The sequence below is a fragment of the Caballeronia sp. KNU42 genome, from assembly GCF_053760385.1.
In genome coordinates this window covers 313,783-333,528 of sequence record NZ_CM132390.1, presented here as the reverse complement: position 1 = coordinate 333,528, position 19,746 = coordinate 313,783, and the positions used below count along the sequence as shown (strand labels likewise).

16 protein-coding genes are annotated in these 19,746 nt (G+C 59.6%); 13 read left to right on the top strand and 3 right to left on the bottom strand.

Annotation, left to right across the window (positions count from 1 at the left end):
* The first annotated feature begins 120 nt into the window (after positions 1–120).
* From ACSOSP_RS32905 to ACSOSP_RS32875, 7 genes are all read left to right on the top strand, one after another.
* Positions 121–876 carry an SDR family NAD(P)-dependent oxidoreductase gene (locus ACSOSP_RS32905; RefSeq protein WP_455314844.1) on the top strand — a complete coding sequence of 252 codons (756 nt, stop codon included), beginning with the start codon at positions 121–123 and terminating at the stop codon, positions 874–876.
* Between the two features lie 133 nt (positions 877–1,009).
* Positions 1,010–2,491 carry a sugar ABC transporter ATP-binding protein gene (locus ACSOSP_RS32900; protein ID WP_455314843.1) on the top strand — a complete coding sequence of 494 codons (1,482 nt, stop codon included), beginning with the start codon at positions 1,010–1,012 and terminating at the stop codon, positions 2,489–2,491.
* A 75-nt stretch (positions 2,492–2,566) separates the two neighbouring features.
* The gene (locus tag ACSOSP_RS32895) at positions 2,567–3,520 is read left to right on the top strand and encodes an ABC transporter permease (RefSeq protein WP_455315403.1); all 954 of its coding nucleotides are present in this window, start codon (positions 2,567–2,569) and stop codon (positions 3,518–3,520) included.
* A 64-nt stretch (positions 3,521–3,584) separates the two neighbouring features.
* Entirely contained in the window at positions 3,585–4,556 is a 972-nt protein-coding gene (locus ACSOSP_RS32890) for a substrate-binding domain-containing protein (protein ID WP_455314842.1), read from the top strand.
* A gap of 63 nt (positions 4,557–4,619) precedes the next feature.
* Positions 4,620–5,366, top strand: a complete 747-nt coding sequence (locus ACSOSP_RS32885) for an SDR family NAD(P)-dependent oxidoreductase (protein WP_455314841.1) — start codon at positions 4,620–4,622, stop codon at positions 5,364–5,366.
* A 46-nt stretch (positions 5,367–5,412) separates the two neighbouring features.
* Entirely contained in the window at positions 5,413–6,459 is a 1,047-nt protein-coding gene (locus ACSOSP_RS32880; protein WP_455314840.1) for an SDR family oxidoreductase, read from the top strand.
* Between the two features lie 45 nt (positions 6,460–6,504).
* Positions 6,505–7,431 carry an NmrA family NAD(P)-binding protein gene (locus ACSOSP_RS32875; RefSeq protein ID WP_455314839.1) on the top strand — a complete coding sequence of 309 codons (927 nt, stop codon included), beginning with the start codon at positions 6,505–6,507 and terminating at the stop codon, positions 7,429–7,431.
* A 196-nt stretch (positions 7,432–7,627) separates the two neighbouring features.
* Here the strand turns inward: ACSOSP_RS32875 and ACSOSP_RS32870 are convergent, their stop codons facing one another.
* Entirely contained in the window at positions 7,628–7,963 is a 336-nt protein-coding gene (locus ACSOSP_RS32870) for a hypothetical protein (RefSeq protein WP_455314838.1), read from the bottom strand.
* Between the two features lie 456 nt (positions 7,964–8,419).
* On the opposite strand from ACSOSP_RS32870, the gene ACSOSP_RS32865 reads away from it, so the two are divergent.
* The 3 genes from ACSOSP_RS32865 (at position 8,420) to ACSOSP_RS32855 (ending at position 12,571) form a co-directional block, all read left to right on the top strand.
* Positions 8,420–9,115 (top strand): helix-turn-helix transcriptional regulator, encoded by a 696-nt coding sequence (locus ACSOSP_RS32865; RefSeq protein WP_455314837.1) that lies wholly within the window; start codon positions 8,420–8,422, stop codon positions 9,113–9,115.
* Between the two features lie 407 nt (positions 9,116–9,522).
* Positions 9,523–11,196 carry an FAD-dependent oxidoreductase gene (locus ACSOSP_RS32860; protein WP_455314836.1) on the top strand — a complete coding sequence of 558 codons (1,674 nt, stop codon included), beginning with the start codon at positions 9,523–9,525 and terminating at the stop codon, positions 11,194–11,196.
* Positions 11,197–11,818: 622 nt separating this feature from the next.
* On the top strand, positions 11,819–12,571 hold the full coding sequence (locus ACSOSP_RS32855) for a tetratricopeptide repeat protein (protein WP_455314835.1): 753 nt from the start codon (positions 11,819–11,821) through the stop codon (positions 12,569–12,571).
* Positions 12,572–12,676: 105 nt separating this feature from the next.
* Here the strand turns inward: ACSOSP_RS32855 and ACSOSP_RS32850 are convergent, their stop codons facing one another.
* On the bottom strand, positions 12,677–13,234 hold the full coding sequence (locus ACSOSP_RS32850; RefSeq protein WP_455314834.1) for a hypothetical protein: 558 nt from the start codon (positions 13,232–13,234) through the stop codon (positions 12,677–12,679).
* Between the two features lie 897 nt (positions 13,235–14,131).
* On the opposite strand from ACSOSP_RS32850, the gene ACSOSP_RS32845 reads away from it, so the two are divergent.
* The 3 genes from ACSOSP_RS32845 to ACSOSP_RS32835 all read left to right on the top strand — a co-directional run bounded on the left by ACSOSP_RS32845 (position 14,132) and on the right by ACSOSP_RS32835 (position 18,023).
* A complete protein-coding gene (locus ACSOSP_RS32845; RefSeq protein ID WP_455314833.1) occupies positions 14,132–15,535 on the top strand; it encodes an alkaline phosphatase family protein in 1,404 nt (467 codons plus the stop codon).
* Positions 15,536–15,757: 222 nt separating this feature from the next.
* A complete protein-coding gene (locus tag ACSOSP_RS32840) occupies positions 15,758–16,132 on the top strand; it encodes a hypothetical protein (RefSeq protein WP_455314832.1) in 375 nt (124 codons plus the stop codon).
* A gap of 46 nt (positions 16,133–16,178) precedes the next feature.
* Positions 16,179–18,023: a ShlB/FhaC/HecB family hemolysin secretion/activation protein gene (locus ACSOSP_RS32835; RefSeq protein ID WP_455314831.1), complete on the top strand. Its 1,845-nt coding sequence runs from the start codon at positions 16,179–16,181 to the stop codon at positions 18,021–18,023.
* Positions 18,024–18,248: 225 nt separating this feature from the next.
* Here the strand turns inward: ACSOSP_RS32835 and ACSOSP_RS32830 are convergent, their stop codons facing one another.
* Positions 18,249–19,478 carry a hypothetical protein gene (locus ACSOSP_RS32830; RefSeq protein ID WP_455314830.1) on the bottom strand — a complete coding sequence of 410 codons (1,230 nt, stop codon included), beginning with the start codon at positions 19,476–19,478 and terminating at the stop codon, positions 18,249–18,251.
* Between the last annotated feature and the right edge of the window lie 268 nt (positions 19,479–19,746).

Below are 19,746 nucleotides of genomic sequence, written 5' to 3'. Positions count from 1 at the left end.
GCGGCGAATTTTCAATCATTTTGACAAAATTGATCGATTGACCAATACTTGAATCAACCCGGCGGATCGCACAGCTTCAGCGCCGTCGCAGAGCACGTTCGTTCAATCAGGAGATATGAAATGGCACGCGTGAAAGACAAGGTGGCAGTGGTAACGGGAGGTGCGCTTGGATTGGGGTTCGCTACGGCTCGACTGCTGGCGCAGGAAGGTGCAAAGGTCGTCGTTGCCGACCGCGATACGGTCAACGGCCACGCGGCGGTCGAACGCATCAGGGCTGAGACTGATAGCGATGCAATCTTCATCGAACTTGACGTGACGTCGGAGTCGCTGTGGCAAGCCGCTGTCAAGCAGGTGGTCGACCATTACGGCCGTCTCGATGTCCTGGTGAACAACGCCGGCATCTACCTTTCGGGGACGACCGAAAGTACGTCGCTCGACGTCTGGGAAAAGACGTTCGCGGTCAATGTGCGCGGCGTGTTCCTCGGCTCGCGCGCGGTCATCCCGGCGATGCGCCAGAGCGGCGGTGGGTCGATCATCAATATCTCGTCCAATTGGGGCATCGTCGCGTTTCCGGATGCGGCAGCCTATGTCGCATCGAAAGGCGCGGTGCGCCTGCTGAGCAAGGCCACCGCCTCTGAAGTGGCGCAGGACGGTATTCGCGTGAACTCCGTGCATCCGAGCCTCACGGCGACGGATATGACGCGCGGCGTCCTTGAAGACCCGGTACTCACCAAGACGCTTGTGGGCCCGTCGCTGCTCGGCCGCCCCGCCAGAGCGGAGGAGATCGCGCAAGCAGTGCTGTTCCTCGCGTCCGATGACGCGTCGTTCATGACCGGCAGCGAGATGGTCGTGGATGGCGGCTATACCGCCGTCTAGAAGACTCTCCCCGCTTCACCTGACTCAATTCGTAGCGGATGGCGCGGCGCGCGCCATCCGGCGGGAAAGTGCGCGCCCGATTTCACGTGGCTGATCGAACAACGCGAAGCCGCGACCAGAGGAGCATCGATTTATGCATTCGGATCTCATCGAAGCGGTCGGCGTTGAGAAATCCTTCGACGGCGTTCCCGCCTTACGCAATGGCACATTCATTCTCAAACCGGGCAGCGTGCATGCGCTATGCGGGGGCAACGGCGCTGGCAAATCCACTTTCCTGAACATCCTGATGGGCATCCTGCGACGTGATGCAGGATCGATTCGCGTGAATGGCGAGGACGTCGACTTCGAAGGGCCGGCTGACGCGATCAAACATCGCATCGCGATCATCACGCAGGAGCTGTCACCCATCCCGCACATGAGTGTCGCCGAGAACATTTTCCTCGGGCGCGAACCGCGTATTGCCGGCATGGTCGTTCACGCGCGGAAGATGCACGCGGACGCGGTATCCCTGCTCGAGCGCCTCGGTTTTGATCTCGATCCGTATGCGCAAATGGCTTCGCTCAGCCTCGCACAGATCCAGCTCGTGGAGATCGCGAAGGCGTTCAGTTTCGACGCCCAGATCATCATCATGGACGAGCCGACGTCGGCCATCGGAGAACGCGAGGCGCATGTACTGTTCAAGGCGATCCGCAGCCTGACCGCTCAAGGCGCCGGAGTCATCTACGTAAGCCACCGGCTGGAAGAGATCTTCGAGATCGCAGACACCTACACGATATTCCGCGACGGCGCGTTTGTGGAAACCGGTGACATTTCGACTATCGATCGTGCGCATCTGGTCCGCCAGATTGTCGGCCGGACTGTCGCCGAGCCGCGCCAGTCGTCGCGCTCGACGCTCGGCAAGATGCTGCTGGAGGTTCGCGGCCTGAGCGGCAAGGGCCAATTCAACGATATCTCCGTAGAGGTCTCGGCGGGAGAGATCGTCGGCATATACGGGTTGATGGGTTCAGGCAGAAGCGAATTTCTCAGTGCCGTCTTCGGTTTGACGCGGCGCGATTCGGGGACTGTGCACCTCGATGGAAAGCTGATTCCGGCGCATCGGCCAGATCGCTCCATCCAGGCCGGCATGGCGATGGTCACCGAAGACCGGAAGGAAAGTGGCCTCGTATTGTCCTCGTCCATCCGGCACAACATTTCTCTGTCAGCACTCGGCGTTCTTTCGTCGCACGGGGTGGTGCGCGGCAAGCGCGAGCGCGCGCATGCGAAGGCAATGATCGAACGGCTCGCGATCAAGACTTCGTCGGACGTGCTGGCGGTATCGACGATGAGCGGTGGCAACCAGCAAAAGGTCGTGATTGCGCGATGTCTGTCCACCTGCCCCAAGGTTTTGATTTGCGATGAACCCACGCGTGGCATTGACGAAGGCGCCAAGCAGGAAATCTATGCGTTGCTGGATCGCTTCGTCCGCGATGGAGGCGCCGTGCTGCTCGTGTCATCGGAAGCCCCTGAGGTATTGCAGCTGAGCGACCGGATCATCGTTTTCAGAAAGGGACGCGTCAACCAGTCGATGCCCGTGCACGCAGCGAATCAGGAAGTCCTGCTGCACGCCGCGTGCTAGCCGTTTCACCGAATCCTACTCAAGAAAGAGATAGCCATGAGACAAGATCTTCCCGCCAATAAGGCCCTCCTGAACATGCAGACCATAGGCAATTTCAACTGGGCCGTGCGCCTCTTCAAGTCGTACGGTATTGTCGCCGCGTTCGTCGTGCTATGCGTGTTCCTGAGTTTCGCCAACGAGTTTTTTCTGACGTGGGGAAACTGGACGAACATCATCCGCCAAACGGCGATCAACGGCATCCTCGCGATTGGCGTTACGTTCGTCATCCTCACTAAGGGGATTGATTTGTCGGTGGGTGCCGTCATGGCGCTCGCCGGGGCGGTGGGCGCAAGTCTCGCGACGACCTCCCATCCGCATGGTATCTGGCTTGTGCTGTTGGCCGGCTGCATGGTCGGGGTCGTGCTCGGCGGACTCAACGGCCTGGCGGTCGCAAAGCTGTCGCTGCCGCCATTCGTGGTCACGCTCGGCATGCTGAGTGTTGCACGGGGCATGACCTACATCTTCACCGACGGCCAGCCCATTCCCGATCTTTCAGACAGTCTGCTCTGGCTCGGCAGCGGGAACCTGCTCGGTGTACCAGTGCCAATCCTTTTGCTCGTCATCGTGTTCGGTGTCTGCTGGTTTGTACTACGCCATACGGTTTTTGGCAGGCACATCTATGCAGTCGGCGGCAGCGAAAAAAGTGCAACGACAAGCGGTGTGAAGGTGCCGCGGGTCATCTTGCTCGCCTACGTCGTCTCCGGCTTCATGGCCGCGTTGGCAGGCCTTGTCCTGACTGCCCGTACCACGGCCGCGTTGCCTCAAGCCGGCATCGCCTATGAACTCGATGCGATCGCAGCGGTCGTGATTGGCGGCACGAGCCTGTCCGGCGGGCGAGGCTCGCTGCTCGGTACGCTGTTCGGTGCACTGATCATCGGCACGATCAACAACGGACTCGACCTGATGGGCGTGTCCTCCTATTACCAGCAAGTGGTGAAGGGCTTGATCATCGTCGGTGCGGTGATGCTCGACGCGTCGCGCCGCAAGTAACACGCACGGCGCCCACCACACCCGCAACGAAAATTTATTTAAACCGCAATTCAGGAGACAAATCATGAAACTACTCGTACGCCTTGCACTCGTCACGGTGCTGGTGACGTCCGCTGCCGCGCATGCGCAGAAGACGACTTACCGTATCGCGGTCATGCCGTTCGGACTGCCCGAATACATGTCGCGCTGGGCCAATGAGATGCGTGAGCATCCGCTCGTCAAGGACGGCACCGTGAAGCTGACGGTACTGGATGGAAAGTTCGACGCAATGGTGCAAAGCAATCAGATGGACACCGTGATCACGCAGAAATTCGACGCGGTCATTTTCGCTCCGATTGACTATCAGGCCGCGGCCGCTCCGATCGCAAGAGCGGCGGCGGCAAAGATCCCGGTAGTGGGATCGGTGACGCGTGCCGGCTCCGACAAGCTGTTTGCCTATATCGGCACGAATGACGTGGAAGGTGGCAAGCTCGAAACCGAACACCTTGTCGACGCACTGAACGGCAAAGGAAACGTGGTGATTTTAGAAGGACCGATTGGTAACTCACCGCAACTGCTGCGACGCCAGGGGATTCAACAGGTACTCACGTCGAAACCGGACATCAAGATTCTGGCGTCGAAGACAGCTAACTGGTCGCGTGCGGAAGGGCTGACCGTGACGGAGAACTGGCTGTCGCTCTATGGGCCGAAGATCAATGGGGTGATCGCGGAGAATGACGAAATGGCGCTCGGCGCGATCGAGGCCATGCGGTCCAAGAAAATGGACCTTAAAGCGATTTCGGTGGTCTCGATCGACGGCATTCCGGATGGTCAACGTGCGGTCAAGCAGGGAACACTGTTCTCGCTCTACAAGGACGCGCATTCGGAGGGACAGGGCGCGCTCGACCTGGCGCTGCGCGCGGTGATCGGGCCGTCGTACAAGCCACGCTCCGATATCTGGTTGAAGGGCATGGCCTGGAAGGACGGTACGGCCAAGCAGTACGACGTCCCATGGGTGCCGCTCACCACCGCCAACGTTGATCAGTATCTGAAGTAATCGGCAATGCAAGTTCGGGGGTGACCTTGGTCAAACCAAACGCACCAATCAGTGAGGACCGAGATGCTTTCAAACAAGGTGGTACTGGTAACCGGCGGCTCCAAGGGAATGGGCGAAGCCCATTCGCGACTGCTAGCAGCACGCGGTGCACATGTCGTCATCGCGGATGTCGACACGCAGGGCGAAGAGGTCGCGGATAGCATCGTCCAGCAGGGCGGCAAGGCCGAGTTTCGTCATCTTGACGTCGTGGATGAGGAGCAATGGGAGGACGTCGTGGCGACGGTGACCCTGACGCACGGACGGATCGACGGGCTGGTGAATAACGCCGGCGTGCTCGTGCGCAAGCCGGCTGAAGAATTGACCGTCAAGGATTGGGATTTCGTATTTGATATCAACGTGAAGGGGACGTTTCTGGGCAGCAGGAGCGTGCTGCCTGCAATGCGCAAAGCGGGCAAGGGATCGATCGTGAACATCTCATCGATCTCCGGACTCGTCGCGAATATGCCGGGCATGAGCGCCTATTGCGCGACCAAGGGCGCGGTGCGGCTCTTCTCCAAGGCCCTGGCCGTCGACTATGCAAAGTACGGCATTCGTGTCAATTCGCTGCATCCCGGAACGATCAGAACACCGATGACGGCCGAATACGAATCAGATCCCGCGAAGCTGAACATGCTGCTGGGCACGACGATCCTCGGGCGTCTCGGCGAGCCGGTGGAGATCGCGGAAGTGCTTGCGTTCCTGCTGTCGGATGCCGCGTCGTTCATGACGGGCTCTGAAGTGCTGGTGGACGGAGGCTTCACCGCCGTTTGACGGCGCTTTGAAATGTCACGAGTTATGGCGAAAAGGAAATCGAAAGATGAAAACAGTTGTGGTTGCGGGCGCGGTAGGCGTTATCGGGCGTGGAGTATTGGCGCACTATGAAGCAAAAGAGGACGTGGAAATCATCGCGATCTCCCGGCGCGCACCGGATTTTCCGACGCGGGCCCGTCATCTCGCCATCGATCTGGAAGACCCCGTGTCGTCCGAACGCATGTTCGCGCAGGCCTCGGGCGCAACGCACCTGGTCTATTGCGCCTACCAGGAGGGCAAGACGCAAGCCGAGCAGGTTTCGGTCAACTTGACCATGCTCCGCAACGCAGTGCAAGGGCTTGAGAAGAATGCACCCGGCCTCAGGCACGTCACGCTCATGCAGGGAGGTAAGGCGTATGGTGCGCATATCGGCGCGTTTCCATCGCCTGCCAAGGAGAGTGATCTGCGTCACATGCCGCCCAACTTTTACTACGACCAAGAGGACTTCCTCCGAAGCGCATGCGAAGGCAAGCGGTGGTCGTGGACCGCATTGAGGCCGGAAGCGGTAGCTGGGCTTGCGATAGGCACGCCGATGAACCTTCTGATGGTGATTGCCATATATGGGTCACTGGCTCGCAAGCTGGGTGTTCCTATGTCTTTTCCCGGCCCGCGCGCGGCATATGACGCGCTGTATCAGGTAACCGACGCACGATTGCTGGCACGCGCTGTAGATTGGGCCGGCGAAACGCAATTGTGTCGTGGGCAGATTTATAACATCACGAATGGCGACTACTTTCGATGGTCCAGGCTCTGGCCCAGGATCGCCGAATTCTTTTCGGTGCCTGTGGGGGAGCCGTTCGCGCTATCGCTGCAGGAGACAATGGCCGACAAGGGCGCGACGTGGGATGAACTGGTCGCAAAGCATTCGCTTCGACCGTACGCGTACCGGGACATCGTATCGTGGAAATTCGGCGACGCCATCCTGAAGACGTGCTACGACAACATCACGAGCACCATCAAGGCGCGTCGTCACGGTTTCGTTGACTGCATTGATACCGAAGAAATGTATCTCGAGCTGCTCCAGGAGCTACGCGAATCGCGCGTTATTCCCTGAGAAGAGCTTGCTGGTCCCCGTTATCGCCTGATAGGAAGACACCTCATGAACACGATCGAAAACTCTACAAGACCCCGCATACTTGTTCTCGGAGCAAGTGGGCTCACCGGTGGCGCGGTCGCCGCCATACTCGACACAGCAGCCTCAAGCATCGAGGTGGTCCGTGCGTCACGAAGGCAGGAGAAGGTGGACTCCTGGTCGCGAGGGGGCAAGCAGGCGGTGTACCTCGATCTCGATGACGCGCGGACCTTCTCTGCAGCATTGCGCGGCATCGACCGATTGTATCTGCTGACTGGCTACACTTTCGCCATGATCCACCAGAGCAAAACGCTCGTGGACGCTGCGGCGGATGCAGGTGTTCGCTTCGTCGTGCATCAAGGCGTGTTCGGAAACAACCGTTCAACCGATCCACATTTCGCATGGCATGAAATGGTCGAACGGTACATCGAAGGCAGTGGTATTCATTGGTCGCATCTGCACCCGCACTTTTTCATGGAGAACCTCCTTACAACGGTACCCGTTCGGAATTCTCAGGTGCCGTGGCCCATGGGCGAAAAGCGCGTCGGCTGGGTTGCGGGAGAGGATCTCGCAGCGGTCGCAGCAAAGGTGCTGGAAGAGGGTGGCGATCGGCATGCGGGCAAGAACTATTACCTCTCGACTGATGTGCTCAACGGTACAGAGGCTGCCGAGATCCTGTCCGAAGCGACGGGGCATCAGTTCACGGCGGCAGTCATGACACCGGTCCAGTTAATGGCGTTGCTGGCCTCGGGGGCCGTTGTGCCGAATCCTGACGTCGAGGCGTATTACGCGAAAAGTCAACTTGAGTGGGTTCAGCAAACCTATGATGGTCGGATGGACTATTCCGCGGTCTCTACGCCAGCCGTAAGCGAACTGCTGGGCAGGCCTGCAGTGACGCTGCGCGAATGGGCCATCCGCAATCGCGAAGCTCTTCTTCGGATGGCTGCTTCCTAAGTGCGATCGGCAATACCGGTGAAAGTCTGAAGGGGTGGGCCATACGACATGGCCACTTGTGAAGCCGTCGTTCAGTCGCCGGTGTATGCAATCCGCACAGAGCGATGCCGATCGAACTTAGCAGGATCGCCCGAACGCTGCCTCGCTTCAGGCAGCGTTCGGAGGACTGCTCGGTCCGATTCACACAGGCAGGCGGTTATTTGTATTCAATCAGCACTTCACGGTACGGGTTGATTCCTTCGTTACGCGCTTTGTGCGTCGCGGGGACCTTTGCCCCCTTGCCAATATCTGACAGTACTTCCAGATAGCCATCCTCGTATTTGAGCGAGTAAATCGCCCCCGTGGGAACTTGAAAGATGCCTAGGTCTCCTCCATTTTCATCGAAGATGTGCAAGGGCGCACCTTCGATCGCGTACCACATGTACGAGTGCTTGTGGGTATGCATGGGCGTCTCCTCGCCAGGAGCGAGAACAAAGTTCCACACAATGACTTTATCGTTCTCAAATACCTTTTCGGTGCCGACTCCAGCCATGACTATCTCCTTGAATGCATAAATGTGCCAACCATACAATGAGCCGTTCTGCACTGCAGCAAGGGTTACTAGAGGTCAAAGCGTGCTAGTCAAATTGCTGCGACCGGGTTTCGATAGCTACAGTGCGAGAATGCCTTTAGGTAGGGTAGGCGAATGCCCTATTTGTTGCTGTCCAACCCGTATGCAGACTTGTCGCGGCGTAGGCACGCTTATCATTGCGGATGGTGCTATTTGCGCCGACGGCGCGCACAGTGTGAACGTGAAGTTTGTTGTCACCTGATAGCAGGAGTTGACTACGATGTCGAAGCCTCTACGAATCATTCACGGACCGTTTGGCAGAGTGGCATTGCTGCTGCTGGACAAAAGCATGGTTCTCCATGCGCACCGTGTTTCTCACGTTGTCTTCAGGAAGGCGGTCCCGACATCGAGTTCGGGATTTGCGGTCGCGAACATATTGTGTCAGACAAGAATGTGCTACTGGTGAATGCATGGGAGCCGCATTTTTACGATCACATCCCTCTATCTCAACCGACGGTGCTGCTTGCGCTTTACCTGGAGCCGGATTGGTTGCGGGAGGTCGATCGACGTTTTTCGCACAGCGTTCATCCCCATTTTTTTCCGAGGCCTTCAGTGTCGTTGCACGGTAAGCTCAGTCGCCTCCATGCTGACCTGCTGGATATTCTGACCGACCGTGAAGGTCGGTCGCTTGGCGCCGTCGAAGATCTGATCGCGGACATGACCGGTGAACTGGTCGGTATCTCGCCCCATTCGAGCGCCCTGTCGGCGGGTAGGTTCGTTGGCGCCGTCATGTACGACATCAGGATTCGTCGCGCGATCGATGCGATGAAGCAGGCGAGAGGTATCTCACCCGACTTCGACGACCTTGCTCGAACCATTGGGCTGTCGCGTCCACACTTTTTTCATCTGTTCCATAAGGAGACGGGCATGACTCCGGCAACCTTCGGAAGCATGTTGAGGATGGAGTTTTCGATCGAGAGCGTCTCGCAGCACGAGTTGGCGCTTCAGGACATCGCGTTTGATCTGGGATTCGATTCGCCCGGAAACTTCACGCGGTTCTTTGCTCATCAGCAAGGTGTGACGCCCAGTCAATATAGACGCAGTGTGCAATTTGTAGCGGGGCAGGGGCGGTGATACGTCGTCCGACTATCGAATATCTGCTCACTTCGGCGGACGCCAGTCGCGATGCTTCGCAATGCATCGCGCTGCCATCGAGTCTGAACTGCCATCGAGTCTGAAAGACTGGAGTGATGTGGCGTGCGACGAGCGTCAAGGCAACTAACGCCACCCACTGTCAGACAAGGCCAGGCGCTGAGCATAAAACCCGATGTCCAGCGGCCGCGCCTCCGGCCCGTAACGATGAAGATTGATCGCGCGATCTGTGCCGTTCTTTGCGTCCGGAGGGGCCTCATTCATTTGGGCCGTGGGCATGGTCCGCGGAGAGAGCGACTCGATCGCGTGTCGCAAGCGGAGATATCATACCGGTGGTGGATGCAGCAGTTCCACGACAAGGTTCACGTCTCAACTTGATGGAATCCGCCATGGGCAAAGACTCTTCAGGCAATCCCAACGAACTGTCGTCAGGTGGCAGCCGCTACCATCAGGTGTATCCCACGCTCGATGAGAGGCAACTGGCGACATTGGAAGGATACGGCAAGCGACGCAAGCTGAAGCCCAACGACATCCTCTATTCCGAAGGCGACCGGCACACCGGGATGTTCGCCATTCTCTCCGGAACGATCGAGGCATACAGAGCGTCCGTTCAGGGTCCCCGATTACTGGGCACACATGGCCCAGGCAGTTTCACCGGCGAGGTCGCCACGCTCGCCGGCCGGGCTGCGGTCGCAACGACACGCGCCGTCTCCGATTGCGAGGTCATCGTTATTGATGAGGAATCGCTGCGCGCGCTCGTGATCGCTGAGGCAGAGTTGAGCGAAACGATCATGCGCGCGTATATCTTGCGCCGGGTCGCTTTCATCCAGGGCCAACACGTAGGCGTGGTGGTGATTGGGAGTACGTCCTCGGGCCCCACGCTACGCCTGCGCCATTTCCTGAGCCGCAACGGTCAGCCCTCGGCCTACTTCGATATCGTCGATCACGCGGAAGCCAAAGAACTCCTCACGCACTATGACGCAACGGAAGCCGACATTCCGGTTGTGATCACGTTGCAAGGCTCTGTGCTGAGGCAACCCACCCACAGGGCCGTCGCGGACGCGATTGGCCTGAGTCCGGACAGGCTCAATGGCGAGCACTTCGATCTCGTGGTGGTGGGCGCGGGCCCCGCAGGTCTCGCGGCCGCGGTGTACGCGGCATCGGAGGGATTGAAGGTGGCGGTTCTGGATGCCAAAGCGCCGGGAGGCCAGGCTGGCACTAGTTCGAAGATCGAAAATTACTTCGGCTTTCCGACTGGCATATCGGGGCAGGCGCTAGCCGGCCGCGGCCTGTCGCAATGTCGCAAGTTCGGCGCCGAGGTCGGCGTTCCGATCGAGGCGCTGACGATCGACTGCTCGGACACCCAATCGTTTTACATTGGTCTCAATCAGGACGAGTGCGTGTACGCTCGCGCTGTCGTCATTGCCACCGGGGCGCGCTATCGGAAGCCGGATCTTCCCCGTCTCGAGCATTTCGAGGGTCGCGGCATCTACTACAGTGCGACCTTCATGGAGGGCGCGTTCTGCAACAACGAAGAGTTGATTGTGGTGGGCGGCGGGAATTCGGCCGGACAGGCCGCGGTATTCCTTGCGAGGTTCGCGCGCCATGTCCACGTCGTCATTCGCGGCGACGGACTCAGTGCAAGCATGTCGACCTACTTAATCAGACGAATCAACGCGGCGGCCAACATCACGCTTCACACGCGGACACAGATCGTCGAGTTATGCGGTGAGTCGAAACTTGAGACGATAAAATGGGACCGGCAGGGGCAGATCGAACAGAAGTCCATCCGGCACGTTTTCCTTTTTCTGGGAGCTCAGCCTAATACCCGGTGGCTTGGCGAATGCGTCGCCTTGGACAAGGATGGGTTTGTGCTGACAGGCTCCGATACGGGCGAGAGGTGGAAAGCGGAGCGGCCGCCGCATGATCTGGAGACAAGCAGGCCCGGTGTGTTTGCCTCTGGCGACGTGCGGAGCGGCTCCGTCAAGAGAGTGGCGGCTGCCGTGGGAGAGGGGGCCGCCGCTATTCAGGCCGTTCACCAATATCTTGCAGGGTGCGGTTGACGTGCGTCGAGCGTTACCCGATTCGTTCGCCTGGAGGGGTTCAGGTTTCCCCTGCGGATTATCCGCATTCGCATTTTTCGGAAGCGGCGATTGCGGAGAACTGCACCGCAAGCGATCGCGGTATTGTCGGGAATCGGTATTCGTTGCACTTGCGCGCAGTTAGCTGGACTCGAAAGCACGGAATTTGCCGGACTGCCGGGCCACGCGGAAATCGAAGGACTACCGCGCAGCGCAGCTGGCTCCAGGCAACTTGTTGATGAGGCTTTGTCCAGAGAGCGAGAGGCGGTTGACGGACTGGAAGAAGGCAGTCACGTTTCTCGCGGATCGTCATTGCGAGGTCGGCCACAATCCGATAACTAACAAACCGATAACTGCCAATTCAAAGCCGCCTGGCAATCCAGTAGACCGTAACGTGCGGTGAAGATTTTCTAAGTAAGTCGACAAAAGAATCTAATGCGCATCCGCTGTCCGGCCGCCCGGGCCAACTGCCAATCCGCCGGAATAAGCGCGTGCCCCGGTGCCCACCGAGTTACCAGGTATCTCACCAGGCTTCTGTCACAATAGCGCTCTGCCGTTTCGCTGACGTGCTGCTGGCAACGCACCACAACTGACCTTTTCGTCGATGCGCATTTTCGGAATCAGCCTTTACGTCATCATCGCCCTGTTCTTTGCGGTGCATGCCGTGCGCAACCAGCAGAACATGTACTGGCTGCTGATCCTGTTTCTTTTCCCGGGCCTTGGCAGTCTGGTCTACTTCTTTGTCATCTACCTGCCGACCCTGCGCCAGTCGCGTGGTGCAAGGACGGCAACGAGGGCCATCTCGCAGTTTGTCGATCCCAACCGGGCGGTGCGCGAGGCGCGCACGGATTTCGATCGCGCGCCGACCGTCGAACATCGCATGCGGCTGGGTGCAGCGCTGCTCGATGCAGGCAATGCCACCGAAGCCCTGGAGCATTACCGATCGGCAGTCAGCGGGCCGTTCTCATCCGATCCGGCCCTGCTCCAGGGACTGGCGCGCGCTCAGTTTGCCACCGGCCAAGCTTCGGCCGCGCAGGACACGCTGGAAAAACTGTTCGCCGTCCATCCTCCTGCCCGCCAGCAAGCCGAGCCTGCCTTGCTGTATGCACGGGCCCTGGCTACGATCGGCGCACCAGGCGCGCGCGCCGCGTTCGAGATGGCGCTCACCTGCGCAAGCGACGCTGCACCCCGTTGCCTGTACGCCGATTGGTTAACGGCGCAATCCGGCGATGCCGACCGTCAGCGTGCGCGCGATCTTTACGCTGAGATCGTGCACGATGCGAAGCATTGGCCACGCCACGCCCGCGAACATAACAGCGAGTGGCTTCAACGAGCCCAGGCTGCCCTAAGCCGATAATCCACGGCCCCCGCGCCAGTTCGACGATGACCTTCGCAGTGCTCTTCCCACGCAAGAGTCTGCGCGAAGTCCTGTTCGAATCCGCCATCGTCCGGCTGCGGCGGCTCAGATCGGATTCGGCAGGTCGCCCGCGAGCAGTAGCTGCGGCACCTGACTGAAGCTGTACCCGCCGCTACCCGCCTTGAGGTCGAACACCCACACCATATCGAAACGGTCTCCCGGCCAGCTTTGCGGAGCGCTCTTGTTACCCAGAATCGCGTTGGCGATGAGTGGAATGTGCTTGTGCTCCCAGCCCACGAGCACCACGCCGTCGCATGCCATGGCCGCGGCAGCCAGGTCAGTCTCGTCGCCAACCTTGTACGTTGAATTGGTCGTGAGATCGAGCTTTTGAGCGACGACGCTCACCGTCTCGATAGGACGTTGGCTCGCGCTTCCATCTTCGTCCGCTGCTGCAAACACGTATTGCGGCACTGCGAGGGTGGCGCTTTGCAGTGGCCCTCGTGAAGGCGCGAATAGAACAGCCAATGCACCGGCACGCGTCCATCCGGCAACCAGCAGCGATTGCACATCCTGTACGCCAGCAGTCGTCACGCCATATGGCGGTGATGTCCCTTCAGGCTTTTCGCCGTGACGAATGACCATGATTTTCTGTGCGCGCGCCATGATTTTCTCCAGCGGGGTTAAGGAAACTGATCCTGTCCGTCGCCTCTTTGCTATCGGCTTTCTTACGCTTTCATTCGATGGACGGTCTGCTCGAATTGTCAGCGAGTAGCAGGTGAGTACGAGAGCACCGGCGCATTCATTCCGTGAACCGTGATGGTCGCGCTGTGATCGAACTTACCATCGATGGGGTTAGTCCGAAATCGCAATCTCGTTTGCAAGCATCCTTACGGAATCCTATATTGTTGAGTATCGATCAGTTCGATGAACGATGCGGGCCAGCGCATCCTTGATTGCATTACCCATCCGCAAACAAATCGCGCCCTGAACACGGATCAATATCGCGTTGAAACTCGCGTTGGACACGACTCAAGTTAGGATTTCGCATTTCAGAAGTCAAGCAAACGACCGCGATGGGTATCGTTAAAGCCTTTGCCTGGCCGCAACCATTTAAGAACTCGCTGAGGATTTTGTTCAGACGGCCGTCTGTTCACGCAGTCAATCGATAAATGGGTGCAGGGGCTTCGCCCAAGGAGTAGTCTGTCGAGGCGCATCGCTTGTTGCCTTGGGTCTTGGGAATCGAGATGTGAATTTCTGATGGATAAGCAAGATGCGCTCCGTGCGATAGCGCATATACCTGCGGCCGATCCAATGGCGCGCTCGCGTTTCACCTACTAACCTGCCTTTGGAAATCGATGGCCGTGTTTTGACCAAGCCCACTTCCATCTGGCAAAAATACGAAGGTTGCGTGACACTCGATAGGTCATGAAGGCATGGACCTCACGATGGAGTGGACGAACAAGCCGGTACCCCTAAGAGAACATGACGACTGCGTCTTGTCAGCCGCTATTGCTGATGCCACGCATCCGAGACACCGTTGTTATAAAAGAGGACTTTTCCGTGCCGAATATCCTTGAAAACATCGAACACGTTGTTGTCGTGATGTTCGAAAATCGCTCGCTCGACACAATGCTCGGCTGGCTCTATCCGACCGGGAGCTCGCCCGGAACGGTTCTTCCCGCAGGGAGTTCGTCGCAATTCGACGGCGTCCAAATGAGTATGTCGAACCCTTCGAAGTCGGGCGTCCCGGTTCACGTGACCCCATCGACAACTAGCAGCACGGTGCCCGACCCGGATCCGCAGGAGACTTTCGACAACGTCACCGAACAATTGTTGGGGCCGACCCCTGCTCCAGGAGCTTCCCCATCGATACCGATGCAGGGATTCGTCATCAATTATCAAACCACGTCAGCATCCGACGACAGCCAGGTCATGCAATGTCACAGCGTGGATCAATTACCCGTGTTGGCGACGTTAGCGCGTTCCTATGCGGTATCCGACGCCTGGTTCGCATCCGTGCCGAGTCAGACGTGGCCAAACCGGGCGTTCGCGCACGCCGGCACCTCGAATGGACACGTGAACAATGGCAGCCCGCCAGACCCAATGAAGTGGGACGTGCCAACTATCTTCAATGTGCTCGTCTCCGTCGGCGCAAGCTGGTCGGTGTACAGCGACACCATATTGACCCCGTCGCTTACCCGGACGATGTTCCCCAAGCTGTGGGACGTGACGCTCTCGGCTCATTTCAAAGGGTTCCCTGCATTTGTCGATGCGTGCGCGAATGATGCGCTACCGCAGTATTCGTTCATCGAACCAAGCTTCCTGGTCGACCCTAACGACCAACACCCACCGCACGATGTACGTGCAGGCGACACGTTTCTTCATGCGATCTGGACTGCCGTGAGCACGTCTCCTGGCTGGAGCAAGACCTTGCTTATCATCACGTTCGACGAGCATGGCGGTTGTTTTGATCATGTCTTGCCACCGTCCGGCGCGATCCCTCCCGATGAAGCAAGCTCGCCGGGCGACGAGGTATTCGGATTCGACCGGTTCGGCGTGCGCGTTCCGCTTGTTGTCGTGTCGCCCTATATCGCAGCGGGCACAGTGTTTCGGACACCGACGCTGGTTCCGTACGATCACACATCGATACTCGCTACCTTGCGCGATTGGCTCGACATTCCCGCGTCGAAAATGCTTCCAAGCAAACGGATAGCTAACGCGCCCACGCTCGAGCAGGTCCTGACGTTGACGGTGCCGCGCGAAGATATGCCAAGTATCGGCAATCCCTCGGCCAACTTCGTCCAGCCCCCCTTGACTCAACCGCTAAATGATCTTCAGAAAAGCCTCGTGACAGGCTCTGCGCGCCGGTTCGGACTGGATCCTTCGGCGACTGTCGCTCCGATGGACACCCGGCAACACGCTGTCGATTTCTTTAAGCGAAGGACGTCGCAGGCCAACTCGTAGTCGACGGGCGTGGCATGAGTGATTAATTGACACGCGCGATCAGGCGACTACCGTTCGCGCGATGAGCGGACTATCGTCTGCACTATGAATTCGGAATGCGGGACAGCACACATACCGGCTTGCGCACCCCTGATAGTTTACGAACCCTACAAAGCCTCGCCGCCAGGTCGAACGGAAGAGCGAAAACATCACAGGGAGAAGGGCGTGCCACATCGCGCTGGTATGTCGAAAGCACAGTCGATCGACTCCGTGCTTCCGGTGTCATTCATCGAAGCTCTTTCATCGCACCGGCCTGGCTCGTTTTCAACGACCGGCGCGGCGCTGTCCGCCGGGCGATTGAAAACGCTTTCCGCCAGCATGATGATGACCAGGATTTGCGCGGCCGGCAGCGCCTATGCCACGCTACCGCCGCTACCGTCGGGCGGCGCACTCGTGGGCGCACAAGGCACGGCGCCGTCTTCGAGCAACGCACTGACGGCCTCGCACATGAGCAATGCGGCAAGCTTCGGCCCGAGCTGGGATTTCGGCGCGAACGGCACGAGGGTGATGCCGGCCGGTGGCACTCATCCGGTCCTGCTTTGGCAGGTGGCTCATTAAACGGCTCGTTACATGGCGCGTCACTCGCTTCGCTGAGCGTCTTGTCATGCGTCTCGCGAAGCGGCGCGTAGCCAACCGCGCGACGGCAACCGCTACGACGGCAACCGTTGAGACAGCGACCGCTGCGGCAGCACTCGCAGCGCGTAATGTCGCACCGAGCGTCTTTGCGGCGTGCGTGCTTTTGATTACCACCCAAGCGCTTGCGCAGTCTTATCGCGATGTCGCGCCGCTCGGGGTTCCGGATGCACGTCCTCCGGTCACCGAGGCCGTGCCGCCGGAGGCACCGGACGGCTCGGCCGCGGTGGCCGTTCCCTTGCTTCGCGGACTCGATTTCGTAGCGGCAGCCCAAGCAAACGCAAACACCAACACCAACGCCTCGACATCCGCAAGCGGCGCCGTGAATGCCACCGGCCTGCCGCCGCTCGACGCATCGTTTCTCACGACTTTCGATAGTTACATCGGCAAGCCGCTCACGTTCGCGGAGTTGGCGCAGATCCGCCGTGCCGTGGTGGCGCGTTATCGTGCCGCGGGCCAGCCGCTCGTCGATGTCTACGTGCCTGAGCAGGACGTCGAAAGCGGCATCGTGCAAATCTCTGTGGCCGAGTTTCGTCTCGGCAAGATCGAGGTGCGAGGCAACCGGTACTTCTCGACACCGCTCCTCACGCGCGAGATGCCGCTGACAGCGGGCTCGACTATCGATGCACGCGATGTCGACGCGGGACTCGCCGTGCTTAACGCGAACCCATACCGTCGCGTCAACGTCATTTACGCGCCCGGCACGGCACTCAATACGACCGATGTCATCCTGCAAACGGACGACCGCCTGCCGCTGCGGATCTACGGCGGCTACGACAACGACGGCGTGCGCCAACTGGGTCGCGACCGGTTCCTGGCCGGCTTCGGATATGGCAACCTGTTCGGCCTTGACCAGCAGATCAGCTATCAGGCAACGGCAAGCAACGACCTGTTCGGCGGCAATCCGTCAATAGAAGGCCGGCCGAACCGGCCGCGCTTTGTTGCTCACTCGGTTAATTACGTCGCGCCCTTGCCGTGGCAGGATCGTATTGAGATCTTCGGCGTATTTGCCCAGAGCACCCCGCGTCTTGCCGATAGCTTTGGCCAGACCGGGATCTCGACGCAACTGAGTTTTCGATACGACTTGCGCCTGCCATCGCTTGCCGCGTGGCAGCAGCAAGTGCAGTTCGGTTACGACTTCAAGCGCTCCAACAATGATCTGGAATTCGGTGGCGCGCAGGTATTCAACGCGAACACGCACATTCATCAGTGGCTGGTGGCTTATGACGCTACCCGCGCCGATGCGCTCGGTTCGACCCACGCAAATGTGACGCTCGTCGGCAGCCCGGGCCGGCTCGATTCAGATAACAACGACGCAGCGTTCAATGCCGCGCGGCTCGGCGCGAAGCCGCGCTATGGCTATCTGCAGCTATCGGCTCAACGCGATACGGCGCTCGGCGCGGGTTTTGTGCTCACCAGTCATGGGCTGTTTCAGTGGAGTCCGGATACCTTGTTGCCAAGTGAAGAGATTGGGCTGGGTGGTGAGGGGAGTGTGCGGGGCTACGATACGTACTCGGTGCAGGGCGATCGCGGCTGGAACATCCAGACTGAGGTGCGTGCGCCGGGATTTGCTTTTGGGGCGAGCGGGGCGGCCGTGCAGCCGTTTGTCTTCTTCGATGCAGGGCATGTGTGGAATCGTATCAATGAGCCGGCGGAGACGCAGAGTGGTCTGCTGGCGAGTGTGGGTGCGGGATTGCGATTCCAGCTCGGCCGCTTTGTTGATTTTCGAATGACTTATGGGGCGCCGCTTAAGGCGGTCGTGGCGAATGGGTCCAAAGCGCCGATGGTTTTGTTGATGCTTGTGGTGGGGAGTTAGGGCCGGCCCAAAGAACCGAATGGGGCCGGCAATGAAAATAGGGCTTACGAATATTGATGCGCCACAGCGAAGTCTCGAAGGTGGCCATCACAAGGGCGAGCCCAAATGCGCTCTTCGCGGCCGGACCTGCGGAAGCGCGAAGAGCACCGTGAACCTGAAGACAGGCAAACCGATGAAATCAAAGATCGGAGCCCGGGACTCGGCGAATAGTGCGGCTGAGTGCGCCTACTCCCATCCCTGATATCCGGCGGGCTGCGCCGAATTGCCGTAACCGGCGGGGTACGGCCGCCGCAGTTCAGGCGGCGTGTACATCTGGTTATATGCCGGATAGGCAGGCGGGCGGGCCACTGTGACGACCTGCTGCGCCACGGCCTGAGGGGGTGGCCTGGGTACGTAGGCGGACTGCGTGTAAGCCGCTTGGTACTGAGCGGTTCGAGGCGGCAAGGGCGGCGGCGCGTATTCCCGCCCGGAATACCCACCTGACTCCTGAGACTCGGTTGGCACCTGGTTATAGGCCGGCGCCGCCGCATATTGCTGGGGCTGCCGATTCTGATATTGCCGAGCTTGCCGGTTCTGCGCCGCTTGAGTTCCCGGCGCCGCGGCGTATTGCGGTTCCTCATCGGCCTGCCGATACTGCGGCGCCGCCCGCTGAGCGTTCTGCGAATGGCGGCTCTGCGCTACCTGTGCGTCGTCGTCATTGTTCGATTTTTCGTCCGGCAATGCCGTCACGGCTTGCGTCGGAATCAGTATCGGCGGTTCGGACTCGGGGCCAAACATCTTCGACGGCGTAGTCCGCGTGGCAACCTGCTTCAGGTGCACAGGTTGCGCTTCGGCCCGCCTGGGCGGCGTGACCTGCACCGAAGCTTGCTTTAACAACGCGACCGGCGCCGCGACCCGCCTCGGCGGCACAGGCTCGACCTGCGCGTAAACATGCTTCTGCGGCACGGGTGCGGCTTGCGCGGGAACGCGCTTCAGCGGCACAGGCTCGGCGCGCGCGACGACCTGCCTGGACGGCGTGGCTCGCGCAGCAGCGACCCGTTTCGGCGATGCGACCGGTGTGGATACGGATACTTGCCTCGACGACGCGGCTTGCGCCACGACCCGCCTTGGCGGCGCAACCCGCTCGGCAACCGGCTTCGGCGGTGCGGGCATGGCCGGCGCGGCAAGCTGCTTCTGCGGATGCTTCACCTCGTCAGCCAAGGTCGAATAGGATTTCGAGTCTTCCCTGGCGCGCGCGTTATAGCCGATGAAATACGCGTAGCGCAGGTCTTTCAGGCGCGCCTGATTGTCGGCAGCGGCTGAGATGCGCTCTTCGCCGGGATCGAGGGAGGCATCGACGGTCGAGTCTTCGTAGGCCGGGGCTACTGCATCAGCGGCACGGGCGGATTCGGGATGCAGCGCGCCCACCGAAGACATCAGCGCGGCGGCTACCGCGGCGAGGACTTTCTTTTCCATTCTTTCACCTCGGAATTCCGTGCGACAGGCCGCGTGGGATTCTTCAATCTCCGGACCTGACTTTCAGTCGTGCTACCGGGATATCGACTCTTTTTAGCACGTCCTGAAGGGCCCAGGAAACTGTTTTCGGCTATAACCCGAGCGAAAGACCCTATGCGCAACAACCATAGAGGTACCGGCGTCGCCCGTCCGGAAATTTTTGCCTGCTCGGGCGGCCATGGCTTGCATCCGACACGCTGAGCCGACGCAAAAGTTGTATCGACGTCGC

Coding starts and splice junctions, on each gene's coding strand:
- ACSOSP_RS32830 (WP_455314830.1), bottom strand. CDS start 19,478: ATGGAAAAGAAAGTCCTCGCCGCGGTAGCCGCCGCGCTGATGTCTTCG.
- ACSOSP_RS32905 (WP_455314844.1), top strand. CDS start 121: ATGGCACGCGTGAAAGACAAGGTGGCAGTGGTAACGGGAGGTGCGCTT.
- ACSOSP_RS32860 (WP_455314836.1), top strand. CDS start 9,523: ATGGGCAAAGACTCTTCAGGCAATCCCAACGAACTGTCGTCAGGTGGC.
- ACSOSP_RS32880 (WP_455314840.1), top strand. CDS start 5,413: ATGAAAACAGTTGTGGTTGCGGGCGCGGTAGGCGTTATCGGGCGTGGA.
- ACSOSP_RS32840 (WP_455314832.1), top strand. CDS start 15,758: ATGTCGAAAGCACAGTCGATCGACTCCGTGCTTCCGGTGTCATTCATC.
- ACSOSP_RS32850 (WP_455314834.1), bottom strand. CDS start 13,234: ATGGCGCGCGCACAGAAAATCATGGTCATTCGTCACGGCGAAAAGCCT.
- ACSOSP_RS32835 (WP_455314831.1), top strand. CDS start 16,179: ATGCGTCTCGCGAAGCGGCGCGTAGCCAACCGCGCGACGGCAACCGCT.
- ACSOSP_RS32895 (WP_455315403.1), top strand. CDS start 2,567: ATGCAGACCATAGGCAATTTCAACTGGGCCGTGCGCCTCTTCAAGTCG.
- ACSOSP_RS32870 (WP_455314838.1), bottom strand. CDS start 7,963: ATGGCTGGAGTCGGCACCGAAAAGGTATTTGAGAACGATAAAGTCATT.
- ACSOSP_RS32885 (WP_455314841.1), top strand. CDS start 4,620: ATGCTTTCAAACAAGGTGGTACTGGTAACCGGCGGCTCCAAGGGAATG.
- ACSOSP_RS32900 (WP_455314843.1), top strand. CDS start 1,010: ATGCATTCGGATCTCATCGAAGCGGTCGGCGTTGAGAAATCCTTCGAC.
- ACSOSP_RS32875 (WP_455314839.1), top strand. CDS start 6,505: ATGAACACGATCGAAAACTCTACAAGACCCCGCATACTTGTTCTCGGA.
- ACSOSP_RS32890 (WP_455314842.1), top strand. CDS start 3,585: ATGAAACTACTCGTACGCCTTGCACTCGTCACGGTGCTGGTGACGTCC.
- ACSOSP_RS32855 (WP_455314835.1), top strand. CDS start 11,819: ATGCGCATTTTCGGAATCAGCCTTTACGTCATCATCGCCCTGTTCTTT.